The organism is Acinetobacter sp. YH12070, assembly GCF_013419625.1.
In the GTDB taxonomy this organism is placed as follows: Bacteria; Pseudomonadota; Gammaproteobacteria; order Pseudomonadales; family Moraxellaceae; genus Acinetobacter; species Acinetobacter amyesii.
Map to the genome: position 1 here is coordinate 81,067 of NZ_VOZT01000004.1, position 23,931 is coordinate 104,997.

Sequence of the window (23,931 nt, forward strand, 5' to 3'; positions counted from 1 at the left end):
TTACACCCTCAATAATACTAAATAGAATTAAGCTGAATAGTGCGAATATTACGAGCACCCTCTGTTGGTTTAAGCCACTTGAATTTTTTAACAATTTCGAGGGTAATTTCTTCTTTACCAGTCAATATTGCTTCTTTTGCACATTCCACCAATAAACGATTTAAATCACCAAAATTACCACCTGAAATTTCATAGAGTAAGGTCGCAATTTCTTGTGATGCCAAGTTTGATAATTTTTTTAGGGGAAGTAAGCGAACATAACTTAAAAGAAGTCTTAAAAAATCCGCATCCAATTTCCATAAAGGCAAATCTATAATTTCAAAGCGACTGGCATACTGAGTATCCGTATGAAGAATAAGAGATGCATCACGAGTACCAACACCAATGATATTCATACTAAGTTCATTGCTTAGCGTTTTAAGTGTATTCATCACTTCTTGCCGTTGCCTAGCACTCCCACTTAAACAATTATGCAACTCATCAATAATTAACATTTTGGTTTCATATTTACGCAGTAGATGGGTTGCTTGATACCTTAATTTGCTTTCAGGATCAGTGACACGAAAAGGGACAAAAAAATGATCTAAGATATTAATATATAAATCTTTTACATTTGCCCTAGCAGGGGCTTGAATAGGAATGACTGGTTTAGTCAATGACATAAGCTGCATGTCCATATCATCAACTCTCTTAGTATAGTATTCTTTTGCAAACTCATGAATAATCTTAGTTTTTCCCATATTTGAATCACCAACAATTAAAAGACATTCTGGTCTTAATTTTCTAGGTCGTTTCAAAATATCAGTCAGTGTATTCAAAACTGCAATTGCTTTCTGATAACCAATCCACCGATCCTCATAAAGAATATTAATTCTTTCAGCATCACTAAGAATCATAGTGTCAAGGACATGCTCAGCAAGGTAATCATATTGTTTCATGGTCTTACCTCAAATCGTCAAAAGCAGTTAAATTTTGATCCCATAAACTATTTTGTGACTTTGGAGCATCTACATTTGTATGGATAACTGAATTATTTTTATTTTCATGGTGTAGTGCAGCAACTATCTTACCATTCTCTTTTTTTCTTTGATTCATTCGGCGTTGCTTTTTAGTTAAAGTCACGGCTTGATCTACTTTTTCACGGAGATAAATAATTGCTCTGTAAATAGCATCTTGATCAACTGTATCTAATCGCTCACTCTTAAGATATGCTTGGACTTGTCTATATTCATGCAATCCGATTGATGGAATTTCACGTTTGGCTGTAGGTACTTTAAAATATGTATTTGTATTCGGTTCATAAAACCAAATCATTGAAATATCACGAGGATCTCTTTTAAAAATAAACTTTCTTTTACGCTTTTTCTCATCGTCAGTTGGATCAATCGCATTGATCCAAGGTCTTAAACAATCAGCAAAATAAAAAAGTTTATCTTTTTTTACGCCCGTTCTTTGAATGGTTGATTCAAATTCAGGGGCGAAATCCAAAAATAGTGTTGCTTCATCCGCAACCCTTTCTTTTAAACCAGTACCAACTTTAAATTTTGTTCCCCAAATACCCTCTTCCCACATTTGTTGTGGCGGAATTTCAAGTATTGAATGCTTGCTTTTATGATAAACATTTACAATCCAATAGACGATGTAATGTTCTAATTCACGAAGTGTTAAACAAGCATTCTTAGCGGAATCATAAGTTCCTTTTTCAAAAATATTAGATTTAGTCGTTCCATCTAAAACATGCATTTCAAGATTTACGATTCCAAGTAAACGCTCAATATGCCCACCATATTTTGCACCACCAATAGGTCGATACTCCCAATTAATATCGTACTTTAGACATGCTTTATGCAGATGGTTTGTTCTAAAATCAGAACCATTATCAGAATGGACTGAATCCATAATACCTTCGATATCCCACTCACCATCCACATCTAACTCAAGCAGTTTTCTTTTCTTTGAAATAATGGCTGATGAAATACACATTGCTACCGATGTTGCACTTGGAGCTTCTAAAGAAAGGTAATAACCAACAATCATTCTACTAAAAACATCAATTGCTAATGTCAAATATGCCTTGCCTATTGTTTCACGGTATTGTTCATCAACGATTTCTATATCTAAAGGAGTGTGATCAATCTGCACATACGCCAAAGGATAGTCTGCATTCGGAAAAGTCCCTGCTGATGCTTCATACTTATCTTTAGCAGCCTTTTTTCCGTATCTTGCCTTAGTCACTTCATAGCCATTAAGGGCTTCAATTCTATAGCGAATCGTATTGTCATGAGGTGGTTCAATTTTTCTTTTGAAGCACTCAAGCTTCACTTCCAAAATTGTTTTGGCAACACTTGGCTTTAAACTTGTTAAATACTTAGTATGGATCGCTTGTTGAATAATATGATTTAATTCAGGCGACAACCTTGTTTTTTCTGTTGTCCAACCACGTTTTTTTGGGACTAAAGCTAAGATAGACTTGTTTTCTCGGTAAGCTTTAAGCCATTTCCAAATAGTATTTACATGAAGATTATGTTCACTTGCAGTCTTCTTAACCGCCTCAACTGTGGAATAGTCAATGAGTTCCCTAATAATTTCATAATGATCTAAAGCGATTTGCCATGACTCAGCAGAAATATCCTCACCTTGGTTAAGCTTAGAATTATCTTCACTTAAAACAGATAATTCCCTTATGTTCACTTGTAAACTTCGAGCAGATTCCAAATTTGCAATCACGACATCTTTTGCATTTAAAATATTGATAATTTTATATTTATTACCTTTATAACCAACAATTGCATTTGGTTTAATAACTAGGCGTTTTCTATCAATCTTTACTGAATCATCCTGTATCATTTAAATAACTCCTTGTGCTTTAGAGCCATCATTTACCCAAATAACAGTTTCAGTAGTAAAAGGGTTATATAGATCGCAAGCAAGTATATTTTTTGAAATTAAAACCCATATTTGGCGAATAGCCTTTAATACATTTTTTTCATCTTTAAAAATATAAGCAGGCAATTGATTAACTGTTGAAAAGCCTAGTTTTAATAAAGTTTCAATTAATACTCTCTGATCTACCTCATCAACATGAGAACGTCTGAATCTTTTTAAAAAATTGATATTTTCCCAATATTGATCATACAAACGAGACTCATCAATAATTTTGAATTTCCATGCCTTTTCAGAAGCTAAAGCATAAGCTGCCCTAAATTTTGGTCTAAGGGTATTCCAATCTTCCTTTAATTTTTTTCTAGGCTTAATTTCAATCAATAATGGTGCAGGAAAGAAATCAATATCATTATAAATTGCACTTGAAAATTGCACCAAATAATCAGGGGTATATACCGATTCATTTCCTAATTCAGTTATATAAGGAATAGAAATAGGCTGTTCAACCACATCAATAACATTACTGTTATATTCTTGCTTAAAAAGAAAATCACGCTCCAAAGTGGATTCAAACCAAATCGTTTTTTCTCCCCTAAAAGAGTAATTCCCCGAAATACTTCCGTAAACGGTTTGGGCTTTTCTAACGGGACTATATTCATCACTTATTCTTTTCATATCAGACCTCAAGAGTAATCTACTAGCCCCTATTATTGTAGTTTTGTAATCTACTAGCCCTTATTATTGTAAAAACTAGCTTTTATTTCTGTACAAAACGACATGCAACTAGCTGAATTTATATAATGCCACTAGCTTCTATTATTGTAAATGACAGAGGATCAAATCCTAAACCGGGTGAAATCACCTTGGCACATTTAGGGGTTTTATTTTTAGATGAACTTCCTGAATTTGATCGAAAGGTATTGGAGGTATTACGGCAACCACTCGAATCCAAAGAAATTGTGATTTCACGGGCTTCTCGTCAAATCACCTTCCCTGCGAATTTTCAATTGATCGCAGCAATGAATCCTTGCCCATGTGGCTATGCCTTTAACCAAGACAGCCGTTGTCAATGTAGTGCTGAAAGTATTAAACGCTATCAAAACCGTATTTCAGGTCCATTATTAGATCGTATTGATTTACATATAGATGTCCCGCCACTGGCAGCGCATGAATTACAAAGTTCGCAAGAGGTTGAAAGTTCAAGTACAGTTAGGCATCGTGTCATTCAAGCTTATGAGTTACAAATAGAGCGTCAGCAAAAATCCAATATGGCGCTCACGCCGACGCAATTGGAGCAACAAGCGGTTTTGGATGCTACTGCGCAGAATATTTTACAGTTAGCACAGCAACGAATGAATTTATCTGCGCGTGCTTATCATCGCGTATTACGTGTTGCCAGAACCATTGCCGACTTAGCTCAAAGTGAACACATTCAAGCTCAGCACGTTTCTGAAGCACTGTCCTATCGAAGCCAGCTCAATACTTAAAAAAATGGCGACCCTAGGTCGCCATTTTTAATGCTTTTTAACATTAGAATTCGTATTTCAAACCAAATACGACTTTATTCTTTTGTTTTTCATCCGCACGGTCATAACCACCAACTGTGTAATTCATGCTTGCGGTAACACCTGTATCTGCTAAAGGCTTGCTTAGACCAATATCAAAGTGACGGAAACCAAAGCTTTCTGTTGTTCCTAAATTATCTTCAAAATCACCTGAATCTTGATATGCATATAAACCAAGCGCGGTATCTAGACTGAAGTCTTTAGGAAGTGCATAGCTATATGATGCTTTGATATAAGTATCACCTGCATTACCCCATGAAACATCTTCAAGCAAAGTTTGCGCTGTTAAGCCAAAATCTTTATAGCTTAGCCCAAGCATTGTTTCTAAACCGTTTGCATCACTTGTATCAATATCATAGTAATAGTAGTAAGTTAGGCCTGCTGTGTAACCAAGATCATCATTAATTGAACCGTTATAGCCCGCATAAAAATCATTTTCAAAACCATTCGGTAGGTCATCACCATAGTTTAATGTTGAACCCCACCAACCTGCATAGAAGCCTGATGCATGGCTATAATCCAAACCACCTTGGATTGTCGCATCTTTATTTTCAGGCACATTGGTAATACCACGTAAATTATAGCTAGACAGTACGCCGATATTTCCAGATACAGAATGCTCTGAAGCAGGTGCTTCAGCAAATGTAAACGTCGATGCTGCTCCAAGTACAGCGATTGATAAAGCTTTAAGTGCAAATTTCATGGTTTGTTCCCCCACATCGTGCGACGACGTATTTTTTGGTTATTTCGTTGAACTCAATGAGGTATTAGCAAGCGCTGTGCCATGTTTAAAAATATACACATATTTTTTTTATAAAGGTCACGATTTTGGCTTTCATAAAACATATAAGATACTGTTTTTATTTGTTATTTTTTAATTACTCTATTTAACTATTTTTCTCTAATTTTTTTTTAGAATGCAGATTGTCAACTATTCAGATTATTTAAATCCTTAGGTTGATAGTTGTAACAGGATTTTAAAAATGCGCTTTTTTGAGTATATTTTTTCAACACCGATCTCAAAAATGCATAAAAAAAGTGCACAATCACCATTGTGCACTTTCAAAAATATGACCGAATACGATCAACTCGTTAATGTTAGAAAGAATAGGTCAATCCAACCACAACGTTATCGTCTAATTCCTCGCCTTCACGATCTTTACCGCCCCATACATAGTCAGCAGCAATTTCAAATCCAGTATCTGCAATCGGTTTACTTAAGCCCAAACGTGCTTCAGTGAACACCACATCTTCTGTGGTTGTTAATAGGCTGTCATCGTGACTGTCATTAAAAACAGAAACACCGAGCGATGAATTTAATGAAACATCATACGGTAATGCATAGCTATAAGTAGCGTTCAGATATACATCGCCTGCGTTGCCATAATTAACATCAGACAACAATACAGCCATGCCTACTGTTAAATCTTTATAACTTATGTCCTGAATAAATTCGACGCCTGTCGTGCGACGCTTTTCAGATCGGTCGTCGTTATACACTGAACCGCCACCTTGATAGACATAGGCCATCACTTGTGACTTATAACTCCAATCTTCATTCAGTTCACGTCCATATCCGACATAGAAATCATGTTCAAAACCATGTGACTGACTGTCGTCCGTAGGGTCATAGTTGAGTGTAGAACCCCAATAGCCCGCGAACAGCCCACTGTTGTGTGCATATTCAAGTCCAGCTTGTAATGCCGCTTGATCATTTTCTTCACTCGCACGGTACACATATTTGTTTACCACGCCCAAACTTCCAGACCAATTCCCTTGTGCAGTTGTGGCTTGTTCAGTTTGTTCTGCAAAAGCAGGGACTGTAACTAGGGTCACTAAAATACTTAAAATTGCTTTTTTATAAAATTGAATCATGTTTAGTCCCCACATCGGATCGATCGTGGATTGGGTTGAGTAAAATTTAGCGCCGATTTTAATCGATTTTACCGCCCTGTATAGCCCCTTTTTTCTTATTTTGATCAATTAAATCATTTAAAAACAAAGGTAAGATTATATAAAACAGTAAAAACCAAGCTTTTGATTCATAAAATATCTTTTATCTTGTTCTAGTCTTTAACAATGATTTAATGCATTCATTTATATGTATTTATCACGAATATTATCATCTTTTATTGAACTGTTTTTTTAAGGAAAAATTTCTGACGACTTCGCTAAAAGTCATTCTCTATTTACTAAAAATACGCCAACAGTGCTTACTTAGCCTGAACATTGATGCCATGCACCTCAGCAGTTTTTATACTTTTTGATCAAAATACGAATTTAGATTCAGCACAAATTGTCGCGAAGAGTAATGATAAATCAGCAAGTTAAATGAAAGTTTTTACCGTTTTTTATATTTTTTTATGATAAGCAATGAAGAAACTTCTCTTTAGCTTAATATATATTCAATTTAAATAAACTATTTGTTAAACAACAATAACATACGAAACATTTGCTTATTACAGATTGACCGATGATCTGAATGTTTTCTAACTTTAGTGTAATAAGCGCATTAAAAATAGTGATTTTTTTAAGAAAAAATATACAATCGCACTACATATTAACCAAATTTGCATGAGGCTCTCTCCCAATGCTTAAAGCTCAACAACTAACACTTGCAGTATTAGTAAACGCTGCTCTTATTTCTACTGCTTTTGCTAGCGAACAAAGCGAATCTAAAGGCTTTGTGGAAGATGCCGAAGGCTCTGTATTATTCCGTACAGGTTACATTAAACGCGATAAACAAGATGTAAATCGCGGTGACGATACAAGTTCTTTTGCACAATCAGCAATCGTGAAATTAGAGTCAGGCTTCACTCAAGGTGTTGTTGGCTTTGGTGCCAATGTTGTAGGCGATGGTTCATTTAAAATCGGTGAAAACAAACATGCTGGTAATGGCATGATTCCACAACATAACGACGGCTCAGCGTATGATCACTGGGCACGTGGTGGCGCAAGTGTTAAAGCTCGAGTATCAAATACTACTGTTGAATACGGCACCCAAGTTCTTGATATTCCAGTGCTTGCGTCAAACACAGCACGTATGGTACCTGAATACTTCACAGGCGTTTTAGCGACAAGCCATGAAGTTGAAAATCTAGAAGTTATTGCTGGTAAATTCACTAAAAACCAATATTCAGACCAAATTAATTCTGACGGTAACGATCTAGATCGTGCTGTGGTTTGGGGTGCAAAATATAAGTTTAACGACCAACTTAATGCATCTTACTATGGCTTAGATAGCAAAAATGCGTTGGATCGTCATTACATTAATGCTAATTACACTATTCCGTTAGCTGAAAAACGCTCTTTAAATTTAGACTTTAGTGGTTATCACACAGAATGGGACAAAGCAGCTTCAACCTATTCTTCATCACTTGGTGATACAAATGTAGATGGCCGAAGCAACAATCTATGGTCATTGGCAGGTACATTAAATCAAGGCGCTCACTCAGTCATGCTGGCTTACCAACAAAACACTGGTAACACAGGTTATGACTATGGTAGCAATGCTGACGGTGCGCAATCTATTTATGTAGCCAACTCGTACCTTTCTGACTTTATTGGTAACCATGAGAAATCGGCACAAATTCAATACAACTTAAACTTTGCTGATTACGGCGTGCCAGGTTTAAATTGGACGACTGCTTATGTATACGGCTGGGATATCAAAACTATTAAAAATGGTGTAGAGACATCAGACGATGCTAAAGAAAGCGAATTCTTTAACCAAGTGAAATATACTGTTCAATCAGGTTTTGCTAAAGATGCTAGCCTTCGTTTACGTTATTCACACTACCGTGCAGACCAAGCATACAATGACGTATATATGGCTGACACCAATGAATTACGTGTATTCTTAGACATCCCTGTGAAATTATTTTAATTTCGCAGCTAGTCTAAGATAGCGAAAAAAAACCTGCACACTGTGCAGGTTTTTTTATGAGCATCGTTTTCATATAAAAGCGATGCTCAGCTTAAAACAATATTATTTGTTCGCAGCTTGGTAAGCTTCAATTGAGCTCAGTACTTCTTGTTTCGCAACATCAGCACCTTCCCAACCACTTAACTTAACCCATTTACCAGGCTCTAAGTCTTTGTAGTGTTGGAAGAAATGCTCAATTTGATTGATCAACAATGCAGGAAGATCGGTATATTCTTGAACATCTTTATAAAGCGGAGTCAATTTGTCGTGTGGAACAGCAACAAGTTTTGCGTCAACACCACCGTCATCTTCCATGTTCAATTTACCAACAGGACGGCAACGAATTACAGAACCTGGCTCTACTGGATGTGGAGTTACCACAAGTACGTCTAATGGGTCACCATCCAAAGATAATGTATTTGGAACATAACCATAGTTCGCTGGGTAGAACATTGCAGTACCCATGAAACGGTCTACAAATAACGCATCAGAATCTTTATCGATTTCGTATTTGATTGGTGCTGCATTTGCAGGAATTTCAATAATGACATAGATGTCGTTTGGTGCATCTTTACCCGCTGGGATATTGCTGTAGCTCATAGCATCACTCTTTAAACAAAGTTAAATCTTTTAATCCGGCACAATTATAACGGTTTTATCGCTTTTTTTGTGATTTTAGCGATCATGCTGATAATTTAATCATCAAGCAGAACATTTAGCTTAATTTAATGACCAATAACATCAGGCAAATCGGGCATAACATCGACAAGGTCCAAATGATTGAACGTAAAGTTGCCCAATTGGCTAAATAACATAGCCCATAAATAACGCGTAAAACGAGATAGGCTATCCCAAAGGTCATGATGTATTGTTGATGAATCACCATGTATTCGGCCATTAGAATAGCCGCAATAAATAAAGGTAAACTTTCAAAACTATTTTGCTGCACTGCATGTGCGCGGCTCGCCAACCCTGTAGAGCGTGCTAAAACTTCACGTGGATTTTGATTATCACTCGACTTAAAACCTGCAGCTCGCTTCGCAATAAATGTAAATACATATGGCAGTAAACAAGCGGCCAAAATGAGATAGATGATCCCACTGATGCTGTGCATGTGTTTTTTCTCAGGAAGATTTTATGGCTGCTATAATACCATGGCATTTCGTGAATAATTTTTGTTAAATATAGTGTTTTTATAATCGGCAGATGAAAGGATCCTCTATGAGCACTTCTGATCAAGATCAATTATTTGAAGTTCTTGAAGAGCAAAAACGCCATCAGCTTCGCGTCGATCGTGCCTTAAAAATCGTCATCCCTGTGACTGCATTTTTACTTGCTGTGATCTGCGCCAACTTAAATGTCTGGTCGACTGTTTTCAGCTTTGTCATCATGTGGGTTGCATTCTATGCAGTTTCCATCAAGCAACTTCCCCTTTGGCATTGGGTCATTGTCATTGCACTGTATTGTTTAGTCGACAATATTTTAACCTATGGCAGCTATAACCAATCCGGCTTTAGTCGTCAGTTCGGTGCGATGTTTATTTTCTTAGGTGTTTTTGGTGTAGGACGTCGCTACTTTGATCGCTGGTCGATGAATAAAGGTAAGCTTTAATGAGCTAAATTTAAAGCGATAAAAAAAGCGCCCGAAGGCGCTTTTTTTATGCATCGTATTATGCTGTTTTACGCAAATCTTTACGTAGAATTTTACCGACGTTCGATTTTGGCAATTCATCCATAAATTCAACATAACGTGGGCGTTTATAGCCAGTTAAGTTTTCTTTTGCGAATGCCAAAACTTCTTCAGTCGTTAAAGATGGATCTTTTTTCACAACGAATAATTTAGGTACTTCACCTGATTTTTCATCAGGAACACCAATCGCAGCAACTTCTAGCACTTTTGGATGTTTTGCAACAACTTCTTCAATTTCAGAAGGATAAACGTTGAAGCCAGACACCAAAATCATGTCTTTTTTACGGTCTACAATCTTCACATAACCGCGTGGATCCATGACACCAATGTCACCTGTACGGAAGAAACCGTCCGCCGTCATTACTTTGGCAGTTTCATCTGGACGGTTCCAATAGCCTTTCATGACTTGAGGACCACGAATCGAAATTTCACCTTGCTCACCTTGAGCAACTTCATTGCCATCATCATCTAAAATAGCAACTTCTGTCAGTGGCAATGGAATACCAATCGTACCGCTGAATTCCATTGATGCTGGAGGGTTTGCGGTTGCAACAGGTGAAGTTTCTGATAAACCATAACCTTCGATGATATTGGTACCGGTAACTTTCTTCCACGCTTCTGCAGTCGAAGGAAGCACTGCCATACCACCACCCATCGCCATTTTTAGCTTGCTGTGGTCAAGTTGCTTGAACTCTTCATTGTTCACCAAAGCATTGAACAATGTGTTCACTGCTGGGAAGAATGAAGGTTGGTATTTACGTAATTCTTTCATTACCGCAGGTAGATCACGCGGGTTAGGAATCAATACGTTCGCCTGACCTTTGTACATACCGTAAAGTGCACACACCATAAATGCAAAGATGTGATACAGCGGTAATGCACAGAAGATACGATCATCTGGCTGACCATCTTGCTGACCAAATTTACTTTGGAAAATACCATCACACTGCAACATGTTTGACACAAGGTTACGATGTGTCAATTCTGCGCCCTTAGATACGCCAGTTGTACCACCGGTATACTGAAGTACCGCAGTATCACTTAAAGTTAAGTTTGGACGTTTGTAATTGTTTGCACTCACTTTAGACATTGCTGCATTAAAGCGAATATGACCTGGAATGTTCCAAGCTGGAATTTGTTTACGTACTGAACGTAATACAAAGTTAACCAATGTACCTTTCAGTGTACCGAGCATGTCACCCACAGATGCCACGATCACATGTTTTACTGGGGTTTTACCAATAATCGCTTGGTAAACAGATGCAAAGTTTTCAATGATAACCAATGCCTCTGAACCAGAGTCATTTAATTGATGTTCAAGCTCACGAGAGGTATACAATGGATTCACGTTGACCAATACCAGTCCAGCACGGAATACACCTAATGCAACAACAGGATATTGAAGAACGTTAGGCATCATAACTGCAACGCGTGAACCTTTAGCCAAACCTAAGCTTTGCAAATAGGTTGCAAATTTACGGCTTGCTTCATCAAGTTCTTTAAAAGTTAAGACTTTATCCATGAAGATAAAGGCATCTCTTGAGCCAAACTTCTGAAAATTACGCTCAAAAATATCGACCAATGAGGTATTTTCTGCGGGTAATTCTACAGTTTCTGGAATCCCTGTCTTTTGGTATTCAGCGAACCAAATCTTTTCCATAACGCCCAATTCTCCTGTCGTAATCCTTAATAATCCAACTGTTTTTTTTCAATATTAAGCGGTCATTATTTAACTTGTTTGTGCTTAATATTGCATCCATTTCACGAATAACAGCATATATAACGTATTTCGTTCCATGGATGCTAGTATTATCTTTGAATGAACAGTTTATTTGCTTTTTGATATCCACGTGGTAACAACACGCCTTTCGATGCACGTTTACCCACATATTTTTGCAGATCGTCGCCTTTAAGCTTTAATTGTTGATTTCCTGCAAGCACTTGAATTATTTCATCTAAATTCAAAGTTGTCATGGATACAATTTGATCTTTTGCCTCAAGTTGTATCAATTTATTACCTTTACCCTTATTCAATACTGGTAATTCATCAAGTTCAACCAACAGCAAACGCCCCGCAGAACTGAGGAGTGCAAGATGTGTTGCATTCTCAATCGCCGTTAAATTCATAACTGCCGCCCCTTCGGACAAGCTAAGGAAGGCTTTACCTGCTTTTGCATTGGTATCGAGGTTTTTGGCTTGGGTTTTAAAGCCATAGCCTTTACTACTCATCGCCAAGACTTCTGTTTCATCTTCAGCAATAAACACTTGTTTAAAGCCGACCCCACTTGCAGGTGCAAGTTTAGAACTCAGAGGCTCACCTAAACCACGCGCAGATGGCAAGGTATTGATGCCCAAAGCATAGCTTCGACCGGCATCATCTAATACATACACACGTTGATTCGATTTACCTTGCGCATGGCTGAGATATTGGTCACCTGCACGGAAATTTAAGTTCTCAGCATCGACGTCATGACCTTTCGCCGAGCGAATCCAACCCGCTTCAGACAACACCACAGTCACAGGATCTGCAGGAAGCATATCTTGTTCATTAATCGCATGGGCTTCAGCACGTTTCACAATTGGAGAACGGCGGTCATCACCAAATTTCTTCGCATCTTCTTTAAGTTCATTAATGATCAATGCTTTTAATGATTCAGGATTCGCCAATTGTTCACGAATAATGGCAGCTTGGGCTTCCAATTCTTCTTGTTCACGGCGCATTTCCATTTCTTCAAGTTTTGCCAAATGACGTAACTTGAGTTCTAAAATGGCTTCGGCTTGAATTTCATCGATATTAAAATGCGTCATCAACACCGGTTTAGGCTGATCTTCTTCACGAATAATACGAATCACTTCATCAATATTCAGATAAGCAATGATCAAGCCTGCAAGTATATGTAATCGTTTTTCAATTTTATTCAGATGATAAGTCAAACGACGTGTTACGGTATTTTTACGGATTTCGATCCATTCCAACAAAATACGGCGGATCGATTTCACTTGCGGACGACCGTCAGCGCCAATCATGTTCATATTGACACGATAGCTCGACTCTAAGTCAGTGGTTGCAAATAAATGACTCATCACCGATTCAGCATCAATACGATTCGAGCGCAGGACAATCACTAAACGTGTTGGGTTTTTATGATCTGACTCATCACGTAAGTCCGTGACCAATGGCAACTTCTTCGCCTGCATTTGATCTGCAATCTGCGTGATCACTTTTGAGCCTGAAACCTGATACGGCAGCTCCGTAATCACGATTTCATTTTTCTCAATGCTGTACACCGCACGAGTTCGATAACTACCGCGACCCGTGGTTTGTATTTTGAGTAATTCTTCTGGAGAGGTAATAATTTCCGCACGTGTAGGCAAATCAGGTGCAGGAATATATTCTGCGACTTTCTCATCAGTTAAGTTTGGATTGCGAATTAAGGCGATGGTGCCCTTCACCACTTCACGTAAGTTATGCGGTGGAATATCCGTTGCCATACCCACTGCAATACCCGTTGTGCCGTTGAGTAAAATATTTGGAACACGTGCCGGTAAATTCACTGGCTCTTTCATCGAGCCATCAAAGTTATCCTGCCAATCACAGGTCCCTTGTCCTAACTCTGACAGTAATAAATCACTATACGCAGACAATTTCGCTTCGGTATAACGCATCGCTGCGAAGGATTTCGGATCATCTGGTGAACCCCAGTTTCCCTGACCTTCAATAAATGGATAGCGATAACTAAACGGCTGCGCCATGAGTACCATGGCTTCATAACAAGCAGAGTCACCGTGAGGATGGTATTTACCCAGTACATCACCAACCGTACGTGCAGATTTTTTTGGCTTACCCGTTGGCTTTAGCCCGAGTTCGCTCATCGCATAGACGATACGACGCTGAACGGGTTTTAAACCATCACTGATATGTGGCAATGCACGATCCATAATCACGTACATGGCGTAGTTGAGATATGCTTGTTCGGTAAATTCTGCTACGGAACGGTTTTCTGTCGCATGATGCGCAAGGCTTGTCATAACAACCTGTAATCCTAAATTGTTCGTTCTTTATTGGGTTCTTATGCTATGTCGCAGGTGTCCCCTATACAAGGGGATGATCTAACACTCTGCGACAAATTGTGTCTTATGGCGTAAAAATATCCATTTTATTCACCATGATCAACTAAAAATTCAACAGTCTTTATAGACCGATGGATTCTAAAGTTTTGCCCTTAGTTTCTTCACCTAAAACCAAAATCACCACGGCAACTGCAATTAAGACTGCTGTAAACATCATAAAGACATAGCTAAAACCATGATCCATATCCATCATATGTGTCACGGCAAAAGGTGCTGCAATGCCCCCAATCCGACCAATGGCACCCGCCCAGCCCGAACCAAAGGCACGAATATTGGCCGGATATTGTTCTGGTGTATAGGTATAAAGTACGCCCCAAGCACCGAGATTAAAGAAAGACATTAAACAGCCCCAAATCACAATCTCTGTCACACTGCCAGACTGACCGAAGAAATATGCCGAAATGGCACACATCCCAATGAAGCCCGCCAAAGTAGCTTTACGACCCAATTTTTCGACCAACCATGCCGCTGCAATATAACCCGGCAATTGTGCCAAAATCATGACCAAGACATATTCAAAGGATTGAACAATGGTGTAGCCTTCTTTGACCAATAAACTTGGTAACCACGTAAAAATACCGTAGTAAGAAAAAACGATACCGAACCAAATGAGCCAAAGCATTAAAGTACGACGTGCAAAAATGCCTGACCAAAGCTGTGAAAAACTGATGTTGTGCTTTTCTGCAACCGGTTTGACCTCAAAAATTTCAACAACTTGCACACCACATTTGGCTTCAATCTTTTTCACCAATGCGTGTGCTTCATCAAAACGTCCACGGTTAATCAAATAAGGCACCGATTCGGGCACCATTTTCCAAATCACGATCGCATATAACGCAGGAATACCGCCAATCAAGAACGCTGCATGCCAGCCAAAATCAGGAATAATAAAGCGTGAGACCAACGCTGCAACCAACCAGCCCAGTCCCCAAAAACTTTCTAGTAAGACAATAAAACGACCACGCACATGCGCCGGAATATATTCACTGACCAAAGTCACCGCGACTGGGAGTTGCCCCCCTAAACCTAAGCCGACAATAAAACGAAACACCAACAACCAAGTTAGATTAGGTGCAAACGCACATGCAGCGGTGGCTAAGCTATAAATCACCAATGTCCATGCAAAGACTGTTTTTCGGCCGAAGCGATCTGCCAGTCCTCCAGAAAACACCGCGCCAATCGCCATCCCAACAAAACCAATCGAGACCACCCAACTTTTATCATTTGGCGTCATGGCCCAATCTTCAGCCATTTTCGCTAAGATAAAAGAAATGAGCCCCGTATCCATGGCATCAAACATCCAGCCAAGGCCAATAACCCAAAGTAAAGTGTAGTGAAACTTACCGATGGGTAAGCGTTGTATACGTGAGACTAAGTCCATAACAAGATCTCTGAACTGGTGGAAGGATGAACACTGCTTTCCCAACAGGATGTATGATTTTGCGTTTTTTAGTATAGATCCATGCAAAAGACCGACCATTGATCCGTCTTTTCAGCATTTTAATGTGATGTTATAGCAACGCGGCTATGACAAATCTTTTGAAGATACCGACTGATCATCATCATCTTTATAAATAAATTTAGGCATTTCTAAGCCAAAGTAAATGGCGATCAGACGTAAGGTGAAACCGAAAATGAGCGTCGCAATGACGGTCAATTCTAGCGATAAGCCAATCTCAATGCAGAGCCAATAACAAATCACGGACACAAAAGAAATACTGGCATAAAGTTCACGACGGAACACCAGTGGGACATCGTTACACAGGATGTCTCGTAAAATACCGCCAGAGACGCCCGTTAGTACCCCTGCTACCGCAGAAACCACAAAACCATGTCCCATTTCTAAAGCGATTTGACAGCCAATGATGGTAAAACCAATAAGACCTAGGGCATCGAGAACCAAGAAGATATTACGCAGATGACGCATCCACTTTGCAATCAGGATGGTGACAAATGCAGCAAAGCAGGTCAGCATGAGATATTCGGGATGCTTAACCCACGTCAGTGGATAGTGCCCAAGAAGCACATCACGAACCGAACCGCCCCCCAGTGCCGTGACACAGGCAATCAATGTTACCCCAAACCAGTCCATACTCCGCCGACCCGCAGACAATGCACCTGTCATTGCTTCTGCCGTGATTGCGATAATATAAATAACGGTAAGTAACATCGCCCTTCTTCCACTGAGGGTTGAGATGCGCGCTATTCTAAGCTAAATCTGCTCAAATGTTATAAAAATTGCGCACAACATTGTTTAAATTTTCGTCCAGAACCACAAATACACGGCTGCTTCATGGTGATTTGCATCTCTGTGGTCGGATCAAGGAAATACCAGCGTTGCTCGAACTTCACAAAGTGTGAAATTTCATGATGTACCTGCGCTTGCTGCCCATCGTGATAATGGGCTTTAAATTCAACTTGAGCATGGTTTTTATCGAGCTTTTCTTGAGCCTGTACCACCTCAAGCTTTAACCACTGATTGGCCTGACTCCACGCTGCAATGGCACTGACATCTAAGGCTTGCTGCTGTCCAATTGCAGTTGTTTGTACAATATAATCAATCTCATGTTGTGCAAATGCACTATAACGTGATCGCATCAATTGCTCTGCAGTTTGTGCATTTTCACGCCCCGCATGTAAGGGCTGACAACAGCTACCATATTCACCTTTGCCACACGGACACTGGACTTGTGACATATTTGTTTCCATAAAAAAATAGCCTGACAATGCAGGCTATTTTAACGGATCTTTCCACACAATTTTCATCAGTAGATCCGTATCGATTCAAATAAAAGAATGATACACGGTAAGGTCATCCGCAAGTGTTTGAGACAGGACCACTTCTAATCAAAAATGTTTTTGCAATGCTTTGAATAATTTGACGGTAGTGAACGAGTTTTGCGGATGACAATGGTTTTGGGTACTTTTGCCGAAACAAAAGTACCTCCAGCCGAAGGCTAATCCCTTTATTTAAACCCTAGATGTAAGACTCCGTCGAATAGACTTAAAAATCATTTTAAAAATGCGTAATTACTTTTACGTGCGTAACATCAGTGATCTATATAGATTACCCCCCCGATACGCAACTTAATCTTCAGTTGGCATGGGAATGACATGCACTTTTTCAATCTTATGACCATCCATCGTAACCACTTCAAAAATGTGTTCATCCGCTTTGAATTTTTCACCATTGGCTGGTAAACGGCCCAAATGAAATAAGATATATCCGGACAATGTCGAATACTGTTCAGCATCATCCACCAAGTCACGACCCAACAATAAAGACACATGACGAATGTCAGTTGAGCCATCGAGTAACAATGAACCATCATCGAGACTTTCTGCTGCTGTCTCCGGTTCATCTTCATCGGGAAACTCACCAGCAATCGCTTCTAAGACATCAATTGGTGTTGCAATCCCTTCAATTGAACCGTATTCGTTCAACACCAAGGCCATTTGCAACGGCGCTTGACGCAGTTGTTCCATCACCATCAAGACTTGTGCATTTTCATGCACCACTACAGGCTCACGGAGATGTTTTTCGAAATCGAGTACGCCCGTTTCAATATAGTCATTCATGACTTTATGAGTCAGTACCGCACCCGCGATATTGTCTAACTCGCCGTGTGCCACAATCAAACGTGAATGCGTGGTACTGAGTAATTGAGCACGAATCGCCTCAGGCGCTTCATCCAAGTCAATCCATTCTAGTTCAGGACGAGGTGTCATCACTGACTTCACTGGACGTTCAGATAAACCCAGTACCCCTTGTACCATGACACTGTGGTAAACCCCGTTGTCTTCATCAAAGACTTCATCAGCAAAAGCACGTGTTGCAAGCACATCTTCATTTTCATTTTGATTGTCTGCAACATTTTTCCCACCGAGCATACGCATCACCGCTGAGGCTGTGCGATAACGTAAGTCTGTGGTTGTCACCATTTTTTCCTGATTATGACGCATGGTTTGGTTCAAGAACTCAATCATGACAGAGAAACCAATGGCCGCGTATAAGTAACCTTTTGGAATATGGAAACCAAAGCCTTCGACCAAGAGCGAGAAACCGATCATCATCAAGAAACACAGGCACAGAATCACCACCGTTGGATGACGGTTCACGAAGTTCATCAGAGGCTTAGATGCCCACAGCATGATGCCGACAGCAATAATGACCGCAATCATCATGACTGACAGGTGTTTCACCATCCCGACAGCGGTAATCACGCTGTCGAGCGAGAACACAGCATCGAGCACCACAATCTGCACAATCACCATCCAAAACGTCGCATGCACAGGATTTTCTTCCTTGAGCATCGGCTTGTTTTCAAGACGTTCACGCAGTTCCATGGTGCCTTTAAATAGCAAGAACACCCCACCAAACAGTAAGATTAGGTCTCGACCGGAGAATGGATGGTCGAAAATATGGAACAGTGGATTGGTTAGAGTCACCACCCATGCAATTGAGGCCAGTAAGACCAATCGCATACACAGTGCAAGCAATAAGCCGACAATCCGTGCGGTATTACGCTGTTCTGGCGGTAATTTTTCCGCAAGAATCGCAATAAAAACCAGGTTATCGATACCTAAAACAATCTCAAGCACCACCAGTGTCAATAAACCCACCCATGCAGAAGGATCGGACATCCATTCAAAGATCATGGTTGTATCTCCTGAATGTTATTCACACGTGGATCATGCTGATTTGAAGATGATATGCATTGGACATGCGCAAACGCTTTTAATGGCGTTCTTTCTAATATTTTGATGTGTGCTGAGTGACAACAACCACTACCCATGACGGTTCTTTAGCTTGAAATGAAGTTTTAAGTATAGCAAGTTAAGGTAAAAATTCACCCTTTTTTACCAAAGTACAATCTCAGTATGGAAGAATTTAAACCCAGTGATGACATTAAATTGTCATATTTAGCTGCCAATGTAGTGTCATAAAAAATAACATGCTAAGGTAAAATTAAAACGTAATGAATAGCGGATTAAAAATGACAGAAAAACGTGGTAATCCTTCTCCTGCTACAACACAACCTTTAATCGCACTGTATTGCGGCTCCCGCTCTGGTAACAATCCAATTTATCAAGAAAAAGCCATCGCGTTGGCGCAAGGCTTGGCTGAACATGGTTTTGGTCTGGTCTATGGTGGCGCCAGTATTGGCCTGATGGGTCAAGTCGCTGACGCTGTGGTCGAACATGGCGGCGAAGCCGTTGGCGTGATTCCTGAGTTTATGTTGGATTATGAAATTGCACATAATCATTTGACTGAACTACACGTCGTGCGCAGTATGCATGAGCGTAAAGCCATGATGGCAGAACGTGCAAGTGCCTTTGTTGCCCTGCCCGGTGGTCTCGGTACATTCGAAGAAATTTTAGAAATCGCCACTTGGGGACAGTTGAATCAACACCAAAAGCCGATGATGCTTTATAACGTCAATGGCTTCTATGATGCACTGATTGCACAATTAGACCATGCGGTCGCTGAAGGTTTCTTGCCGCCGCAGCATCGTGCCAAACTGATCGTATGTAATTCTTCGAAGCAGATCTTTAGTGCACTGAAAAATTTAGATTGCCCGAAAAATTTCGTGGTCTAACTGTATTTTAGATGTCAAAAAGGGGAATAATGCATTCCCCTTTTTTATTGCTCGATGTCCTACTTCAAATCGAGATCGTGCCGACTTATCCCGACACCACACGATAGAACCATGGCAAGGTTGTCGCTAAGAAAATACTCATCAACAAACCAAGCATCAATTTCATCGCATCTTTGCTGACATTTCGTGAAGTTCGATATTTATTCACTTCATGTAAATGCATGGACATGGCAAATTCACGTCCTGCGAGTAAGCCCAAGAACACCCAAGTGGTACTCATTGGAATATTACTCCACTCTTTGAACACCAATAAAATCAAGGCATACATAAAGTCGATAATGGTTGCCGAGCGGATATCAGCCACACCCGTTTTGGTGTCGATAATGCCCTGAATCGCCCCACCACGTTGGTACAAAATGATCCCAAGCAGTACGATAAACACCACAATTGCAAAAATCAGGAACTCCAGCGGCACCTGACGAGGGACGTAGACAAAAATATTGGCCAAATCCTGAATCAGCCACTGACTCCATAAAAATGCCGTCGAAACCCACTGTAGTCCCACCCAAATATTCGAGGGTGTTTCATCACGTGTTTTACTGAAATAAACCGAGATGCCTTTAATCACAAAACGATAAACAATAATCGCGACAACAAAAGCTACCGCATAACCCATCATGGACTTGGTTAACATCGAGCCAAGACTACTCGGAGAGAAAATCGTTAACACTAAGAATGTGGTGCTGACCGGGATTCCGTAGCGAGTCAAAATGATCAGTAAGATCGGTGGCACAATATAGAGCCACGTGACCCCTTCTGCGGGAAATGGAATCGTTTCTAAACGACCATAAGATGCATCCCCCACGCCAGAACTGTACCAACCATAAACCAATACAATGGCTAGAATACTGCTGACATAGATCCACAACAGCCACCAAGGGCGATGCGCATTGGATGAAATAAAGGTTCCCAATGTCTGTGGCACATCATTACCGACAATAGAATAGGCCGCGAGACAGAAGCCTATGACCATCAGAATTTCGATTGTCATAAAAACAAAACACCTTTGCCATAAAGAAAAAGCCCTCCAATAAATGAAGGACTTGAGCGCATTATGACAGTTTATCTGGCGTTCATACAATTTCGTGCCGTGCTTTTCTCGACACTAAAATAAAAACCTCAAATAAAACAATTGCTTTAAACTTTAATTATTTCAATTTAATCTGATAAACCGCCGTGCTACCGCTCACTTCATTTCCAACCACCAACAAAGGTTGAGCATTAGGTGAATCTTTGGCCGCAATAAAAATCAGACCTTCGGGCCCTAAATCGCCTTGTTTAATCACATCAGTGCCGAAACTTGTAGTTTCATGTTTTCATTCGTCTTTTATTTAAATATGACCAAGTTATAAACATTAGTTTGCATAGAGATTAAACTTTCATTGCATTTTTCTTGCAATTTTTTGGCTCAATTATGCAAAGCTTTTACTACATCTGAATGGCAATATTCATTTAAACTGTTTAAAAATCTCAGCTTTATTGACTTATGAATAGCACGCCAACGCATCAGGCTTTACAACCCGAATTTAGACTTCTAGTGCTATTGGTCTCTATTGGCTTTTTTATGCAAGGGCTAGATACGACCATCGTCAATACCGCAATCCCTGCTATGGCGAGAAGTCTAGGTGAAGACCCACTTCAAATGCATAGTGTGGTCGTGGCCTATGTCTTGTCCGTTGCGGCGTGTATTCCCTTAAGTGGTTGGTTGGCCGATCGTTTTGGCGTACGAAATACGTATTTCACAGCCATTATTATTTTTACGTTAGCATCGCTAGGCTGCGGCATGGCCAATAGCCTGAATGAGCTGCTGGTTTATCGAGTAATTCAGGGCATAGGTGGCGCATTACTGCTACCTGTTGGGCGTTTGGCGATGCTCAAAGTGATTCCTCGGACACAGTTTTTATCGGCCATGAGTCTGATGAGCCTTGCCGGTTTGATTGGCCCCTTAATTGGCCCTACCCTTGGCGGTTGGATGGTGGAAGTCGCAACATGGCATTGGATCTTTTTAATTAACATTCCAATGGGACTGCTAGGGGTACTCATTACCTTTAAAGCCATGCCCAATGTGACCGAACCGAGCGTACAACGCTTCGACTTTATGGGTTTTGTCTTATTGGTCGTCGCCATGGTGGGGTTATCGTTAGGCATTGAAAACTTTGCCAGCCCGCATCTGCCGCTATGGTGGAGCCTGCTTTTAGTCGCAGCAGGCATCATCGCCAGTTTGATCTATGCCTTTCATGCACATACCCACGCCAATGCGCTGTTTCGCAGTAAATTATTTCAAAATCGGATCTATGCCATCGGCATTATCGGCAACTTCTTTGCCCGCCTTGGCGGCAATGCCATGCCATTTTTGATTCCCTTAATGCTACAAGTGGCTTTTGGCTTTGAGCCATTTATCACAGGTTTATTGATGATACCGACGGTACTCGGTTCATTGGCATCAAAACCGATTATTCGTCAAATTATTCAACGCTTTGGCTATCGTAAAGTGTTATTGGTAAATACTTTCTTGGTCGGTGCCTGTATTTGCAGTTTTGCACTCTCTACGGCTGAAACCCCCACTTGGTTACGTGCCTTACACTTTTTTATTTTTGGTATTTTAAACTCGCTGCAATTCGTTTCGATGAATACCTTAACCCTCAAAGATTTACCCCAACAAGATGCCAGCAGTGGCAACAGTTTCTTGTCGATGATTATGATGGTGTCGATGAGTATCGGTGTGGCTTTGGCTGGGACTTTAGTCAACGTGTTTACGGCCTATTATGGTGCTGCACAAATCGAAACAGCATTCCATAGCACCTTGATTTTACTCGGCTGTATTAACCTGATTACCGCAGCGATTTTTTGGCAGATTCCTAAACATGTGGATGTCTAAATCCGTGTCATCGGGCAAATCTATGACAGATCAGCCCTTAAAGGGTTATGATAAAAGAGATACTTGGATACATTTTCATGCCTAAAAAAGCCAAATCACGTACCACAAAAAGTTCACTCAAAAAATACAGCCCGATTATTGCACTCAGCGCTATCAGCGGCGTCTTGGTGGTGGCTGGATTAGGTTATTTAGCCGTGATGCCGCATCGCCCTGCATCTGCAGAAGAATATCCCGTCAAAGGCTTTGATGTTTCTCATCATCAAAAAGATATTCAATGGTCAAAAATTTCACCTAAAAAATACCAATTCGTTTATCTCAAAGCCACAGAAGGTGGCGATTTTAAAGATCGAAAATTTCAAGACAACTGGTTACAAGCACGGGAAAACGGCTTTTTAGTTGGGGCCTATCATTTTTACCGTCTGTGCCGTGATGGCAAGATTCAGGCGGAAAATTTTATTGCTTCCGTGCCGAAAAAAGCCGATGCCCTTCCCCCAGTGATTGATTTGGAATATGACACCAACTGCATTAACACCTACAGCAAAGAGCAGTTACTCAAAGAAATCACTTATATGCATGATCGCTTGCACCACCATTATGGCAAACAACCGATTTTTTATACCTCGAAGTCTTTTTATAATATTGTCTTAGCTGGCGAGTTTAAACAGACGCCGCTGTGGGTCCGTGAGTATAAAGGCCCACCCGATCTAAAAAACAATCCGAAATGGCTGATTTGGCAACATACCAATCAAGGACAAATTCAAGGTATCTCGACCACTGTCGATTTAAATGTATTTTCAGGTGATGCCAAGGCATGGACTGATTTTTTAGACAAAAATGGCGTTTCCCCGATCAAACCCCGTTGATTTATTCACCGACTCAGGACAACATCGAACAAAATAATCCATGAAAACTGAGTCGCAGGATGCGTATTTTAAAAACTTTTCTTATTATATAGGACTTACGCACTATTATTTAAAGATTCTCTGTGGTAGCAGATGATTTTTATCGAGAATAAAGTCATCAATGAAGCTTTTGATAATTGGTCTAAATAATTTCTTCTGCCAACGATATACATTTTCAAAGATCCGCTCAAACTGGTTCTTTTGTATCTCAACGTAGGCCATCAAGGCTGAAAAAATATGATTCAAAATCAGTTTAGATCGTCTTACCTGAAACTTTTCAATATGACAAACCTGTTTA

20 protein-coding genes and 2 pseudogenes are annotated in these 23,931 nt (G+C 40.1%); 6 read left to right on the plus strand and 16 right to left on the minus strand.

Annotation, left to right across the window (positions count from 1 at the left end; all coding sequences use genetic code 11):
• Nucleotides 1-17: 17 nt before the first annotated feature.
• Genes FTU17_RS02330 through FTU17_RS02340 form a run of 3 tightly spaced genes read right to left on the minus strand, consistent with a single transcriptional unit; the run spans nucleotide 18 to nucleotide 3,558 of the window.
• Nucleotides 18-938 (minus strand): TniB family NTP-binding protein, encoded by a 921-nt coding sequence (locus tag FTU17_RS02330; RefSeq protein ID WP_020752720.1) that lies wholly within the window; start codon nucleotides 936-938, stop codon nucleotides 18-20.
• A gap of 4 nt (nucleotides 939-942) precedes the next feature.
• The gene (locus tag FTU17_RS02335; protein WP_107008552.1) at nucleotides 943-2,847 is read right to left on the minus strand and encodes a Mu transposase C-terminal domain-containing protein; all 1,905 of its coding nucleotides are present in this window, start codon (nucleotides 2,845-2,847) and stop codon (nucleotides 943-945) included.
• On the minus strand, nucleotides 2,848-3,558 hold the full coding sequence (locus FTU17_RS02340) for a TnsA endonuclease N-terminal domain-containing protein (RefSeq protein WP_038346575.1): 711 nt from the start codon (nucleotides 3,556-3,558) through the stop codon (nucleotides 2,848-2,850).
• Between the two features lie 158 nt (nucleotides 3,559-3,716).
• Here FTU17_RS02340 and FTU17_RS02345 point away from each other — a divergent pair.
• Nucleotides 3,717-4,370: pseudogene (locus FTU17_RS02345) on the plus strand (ATP-binding protein); the annotation flags it as partial.
• Nucleotides 4,371-4,413: 43 nt separating this feature from the next.
• On the opposite strand, the gene FTU17_RS02350 reads toward FTU17_RS02345, so the two are convergent.
• A complete protein-coding gene (locus tag FTU17_RS02350; RefSeq protein WP_180008086.1) occupies nucleotides 4,414-5,151 on the minus strand; it encodes a TorF family putative porin in 738 nt (245 codons plus the stop codon).
• A gap of 395 nt (nucleotides 5,152-5,546) precedes the next feature.
• Entirely contained in the window at nucleotides 5,547-6,323 is a 777-nt protein-coding gene (locus tag FTU17_RS02355; protein ID WP_180134603.1) for a TorF family putative porin, read from the minus strand.
• 715 nt (nucleotides 6,324-7,038) lie between these two features.
• Between FTU17_RS02355 and FTU17_RS02360 the strand changes: the two genes are divergently transcribed.
• Nucleotides 7,039-8,334, plus strand: coding sequence for an OprD family outer membrane porin (locus FTU17_RS02360; RefSeq protein ID WP_168378238.1), 1,296 nt, complete (start codon nucleotides 7,039-7,041; stop codon nucleotides 8,332-8,334).
• Nucleotides 8,335-8,436: 102 nt separating this feature from the next.
• Here the strand turns inward: FTU17_RS02360 and ppa are convergent, their stop codons facing one another.
• Entirely contained in the window at nucleotides 8,437-8,973 is a 537-nt protein-coding gene (gene ppa, locus FTU17_RS02365) for an inorganic diphosphatase (protein WP_168378239.1), read from the minus strand.
• Nucleotides 8,974-9,088: 115 nt separating this feature from the next.
• The gene (locus FTU17_RS02370; protein WP_078189470.1) at nucleotides 9,089-9,487 is read right to left on the minus strand and encodes an MAPEG family protein; all 399 of its coding nucleotides are present in this window, start codon (nucleotides 9,485-9,487) and stop codon (nucleotides 9,089-9,091) included.
• A 107-nt stretch (nucleotides 9,488-9,594) separates the two neighbouring features.
• On the opposite strand from FTU17_RS02370, the gene FTU17_RS02375 reads away from it, so the two are divergent.
• A complete protein-coding gene (locus tag FTU17_RS02375) occupies nucleotides 9,595-9,984 on the plus strand; it encodes a hypothetical protein (RefSeq protein ID WP_168378240.1) in 390 nt (129 codons plus the stop codon).
• Between the two features lie 58 nt (nucleotides 9,985-10,042).
• Here the strand turns inward: FTU17_RS02375 and FTU17_RS02380 are convergent, their stop codons facing one another.
• The 6 genes from FTU17_RS02380 to FTU17_RS02405 all read right to left on the minus strand — a co-directional run bounded on the left by FTU17_RS02380 (nucleotide 10,043) and on the right by FTU17_RS02405 (nucleotide 18,852).
• Nucleotides 10,043-11,722, minus strand: a complete 1,680-nt coding sequence (locus FTU17_RS02380) for a long-chain-fatty-acid--CoA ligase (RefSeq protein ID WP_180024224.1) — start codon at nucleotides 11,720-11,722, stop codon at nucleotides 10,043-10,045.
• A 149-nt stretch (nucleotides 11,723-11,871) separates the two neighbouring features.
• Complete coding sequence (parC, locus tag FTU17_RS02385; protein WP_180134604.1) at nucleotides 11,872-14,091, minus strand: DNA topoisomerase IV subunit A; 2,220 nt, start codon at nucleotides 14,089-14,091, stop codon at nucleotides 11,872-11,874.
• A 163-nt stretch (nucleotides 14,092-14,254) separates the two neighbouring features.
• Nucleotides 14,255-15,574: an MFS transporter gene (locus FTU17_RS02390; RefSeq protein ID WP_168378243.1), complete on the minus strand. Its 1,320-nt coding sequence runs from the start codon at nucleotides 15,572-15,574 to the stop codon at nucleotides 14,255-14,257.
• Nucleotides 15,575-15,718: 144 nt separating this feature from the next.
• Nucleotides 15,719-16,363, minus strand: a complete 645-nt coding sequence (locus FTU17_RS02395; RefSeq protein ID WP_078189475.1) for a trimeric intracellular cation channel family protein — start codon at nucleotides 16,361-16,363, stop codon at nucleotides 15,719-15,721.
• A gap of 59 nt (nucleotides 16,364-16,422) precedes the next feature.
• Entirely contained in the window at nucleotides 16,423-16,890 is a 468-nt protein-coding gene (locus FTU17_RS02400; protein WP_180127004.1) for a YchJ family protein, read from the minus strand.
• Between the two features lie 390 nt (nucleotides 16,891-17,280).
• On the minus strand, nucleotides 17,281-18,852 hold the full coding sequence (locus FTU17_RS02405) for a TerC family protein (protein ID WP_180109415.1): 1,572 nt from the start codon (nucleotides 18,850-18,852) through the stop codon (nucleotides 17,281-17,283).
• 320 nt (nucleotides 18,853-19,172) lie between these two features.
• Between FTU17_RS02405 and FTU17_RS02410 the strand changes: the two genes are divergently transcribed.
• A complete protein-coding gene (locus tag FTU17_RS02410; RefSeq protein ID WP_078189478.1) occupies nucleotides 19,173-19,793 on the plus strand; it encodes a TIGR00730 family Rossman fold protein in 621 nt (206 codons plus the stop codon).
• Nucleotides 19,794-19,878: 85 nt separating this feature from the next.
• Here FTU17_RS02410 and FTU17_RS02415 read toward each other — a convergent pair whose 3' ends face one another.
• Nucleotides 19,879-20,844, minus strand: a complete 966-nt coding sequence (locus FTU17_RS02415) for a hypothetical protein (protein WP_078189479.1) — start codon at nucleotides 20,842-20,844, stop codon at nucleotides 19,879-19,881.
• 157 nt (nucleotides 20,845-21,001) lie between these two features.
• Complete coding sequence (locus tag FTU17_RS02420) at nucleotides 21,002-21,139, minus strand: hypothetical protein (RefSeq protein ID WP_180065974.1); 138 nt, start codon at nucleotides 21,137-21,139, stop codon at nucleotides 21,002-21,004.
• A 200-nt stretch (nucleotides 21,140-21,339) separates the two neighbouring features.
• Between FTU17_RS02420 and mdtD the strand changes: the two genes are divergently transcribed.
• Both mdtD and FTU17_RS02430 read left to right on the plus strand, forming a co-directional pair.
• On the plus strand, nucleotides 21,340-22,731 hold the full coding sequence (gene mdtD / locus FTU17_RS02425; RefSeq protein ID WP_180074230.1) for a multidrug transporter subunit MdtD: 1,392 nt from the start codon (nucleotides 21,340-21,342) through the stop codon (nucleotides 22,729-22,731).
• A gap of 77 nt (nucleotides 22,732-22,808) precedes the next feature.
• Nucleotides 22,809-23,594, plus strand: coding sequence for a GH25 family lysozyme (locus FTU17_RS02430; protein WP_180134605.1), 786 nt, complete (start codon nucleotides 22,809-22,811; stop codon nucleotides 23,592-23,594).
• 105 nt (nucleotides 23,595-23,699) lie between these two features.
• Here the strand turns inward: FTU17_RS02430 and FTU17_RS02435 are convergent.
• Nucleotides 23,700-23,931: pseudogene (locus tag FTU17_RS02435) on the minus strand (IS701 family transposase); the annotation flags it as partial.

What these genes read in the sequence shown, in the direction of transcription:
- FTU17_RS02360 (WP_168378238.1), top strand. Translation starts at nt 7,039, where the DNA reads ATGCTTAAAGCTCAACAACTAACACTTGCAGTATTAGTAAACGCTGCT.
- FTU17_RS02350 (WP_180008086.1), bottom strand. Translation starts at nt 5,151, where the DNA reads ATGAAATTTGCACTTAAAGCTTTATCAATCGCTGTACTTGGAGCAGCA.
- FTU17_RS02410 (WP_078189478.1), top strand. Translation starts at nt 19,173, where the DNA reads ATGAATAGCGGATTAAAAATGACAGAAAAACGTGGTAATCCTTCTCCT.
- FTU17_RS02330 (WP_020752720.1), bottom strand. Translation starts at nt 938, where the DNA reads ATGAAACAATATGATTACCTTGCTGAGCATGTCCTTGACACTATGATT.
- FTU17_RS02380 (WP_180024224.1), bottom strand. Translation starts at nt 11,722, where the DNA reads ATGGAAAAGATTTGGTTCGCTGAATACCAAAAGACAGGGATTCCAGAA.
- FTU17_RS02390 (WP_168378243.1), bottom strand. Translation starts at nt 15,574, where the DNA reads ATGGACTTAGTCTCACGTATACAACGCTTACCCATCGGTAAGTTTCAC.
- parC (WP_180134604.1), bottom strand. Translation starts at nt 14,091, where the DNA reads ATGACAAGCCTTGCGCATCATGCGACAGAAAACCGTTCCGTAGCAGAA.
- FTU17_RS02375 (WP_168378240.1), top strand. Translation starts at nt 9,595, where the DNA reads ATGAGCACTTCTGATCAAGATCAATTATTTGAAGTTCTTGAAGAGCAA.
- FTU17_RS02405 (WP_180109415.1), bottom strand. Translation starts at nt 18,852, where the DNA reads ATGATCTTTGAATGGATGTCCGATCCTTCTGCATGGGTGGGTTTATTG.
- FTU17_RS02415 (WP_078189479.1), bottom strand. Translation starts at nt 20,844, where the DNA reads ATGACAATCGAAATTCTGATGGTCATAGGCTTCTGTCTCGCGGCCTAT.
- FTU17_RS02370 (WP_078189470.1), bottom strand. Translation starts at nt 9,487, where the DNA reads ATGCACAGCATCAGTGGGATCATCTATCTCATTTTGGCCGCTTGTTTA.
- FTU17_RS02430 (WP_180134605.1), top strand. Translation starts at nt 22,809, where the DNA reads ATGCCTAAAAAAGCCAAATCACGTACCACAAAAAGTTCACTCAAAAAA.
- FTU17_RS02335 (WP_107008552.1), bottom strand. Translation starts at nt 2,847, where the DNA reads ATGATACAGGATGATTCAGTAAAGATTGATAGAAAACGCCTAGTTATT.
- FTU17_RS02340 (WP_038346575.1), bottom strand. Translation starts at nt 3,558, where the DNA reads ATGAAAAGAATAAGTGATGAATATAGTCCCGTTAGAAAAGCCCAAACC.
- FTU17_RS02400 (WP_180127004.1), bottom strand. Translation starts at nt 16,890, where the DNA reads ATGTCACAAGTCCAGTGTCCGTGTGGCAAAGGTGAATATGGTAGCTGT.
- FTU17_RS02355 (WP_180134603.1), bottom strand. Translation starts at nt 6,323, where the DNA reads ATGATTCAATTTTATAAAAAAGCAATTTTAAGTATTTTAGTGACCCTA.
- FTU17_RS02395 (WP_078189475.1), bottom strand. Translation starts at nt 16,363, where the DNA reads ATGTTACTTACCGTTATTTATATTATCGCAATCACGGCAGAAGCAATG.
- ppa (WP_168378239.1), bottom strand. Translation starts at nt 8,973, where the DNA reads ATGAGCTACAGCAATATCCCAGCGGGTAAAGATGCACCAAACGACATC.
- mdtD (WP_180074230.1), top strand. Translation starts at nt 21,340, where the DNA reads ATGAATAGCACGCCAACGCATCAGGCTTTACAACCCGAATTTAGACTT.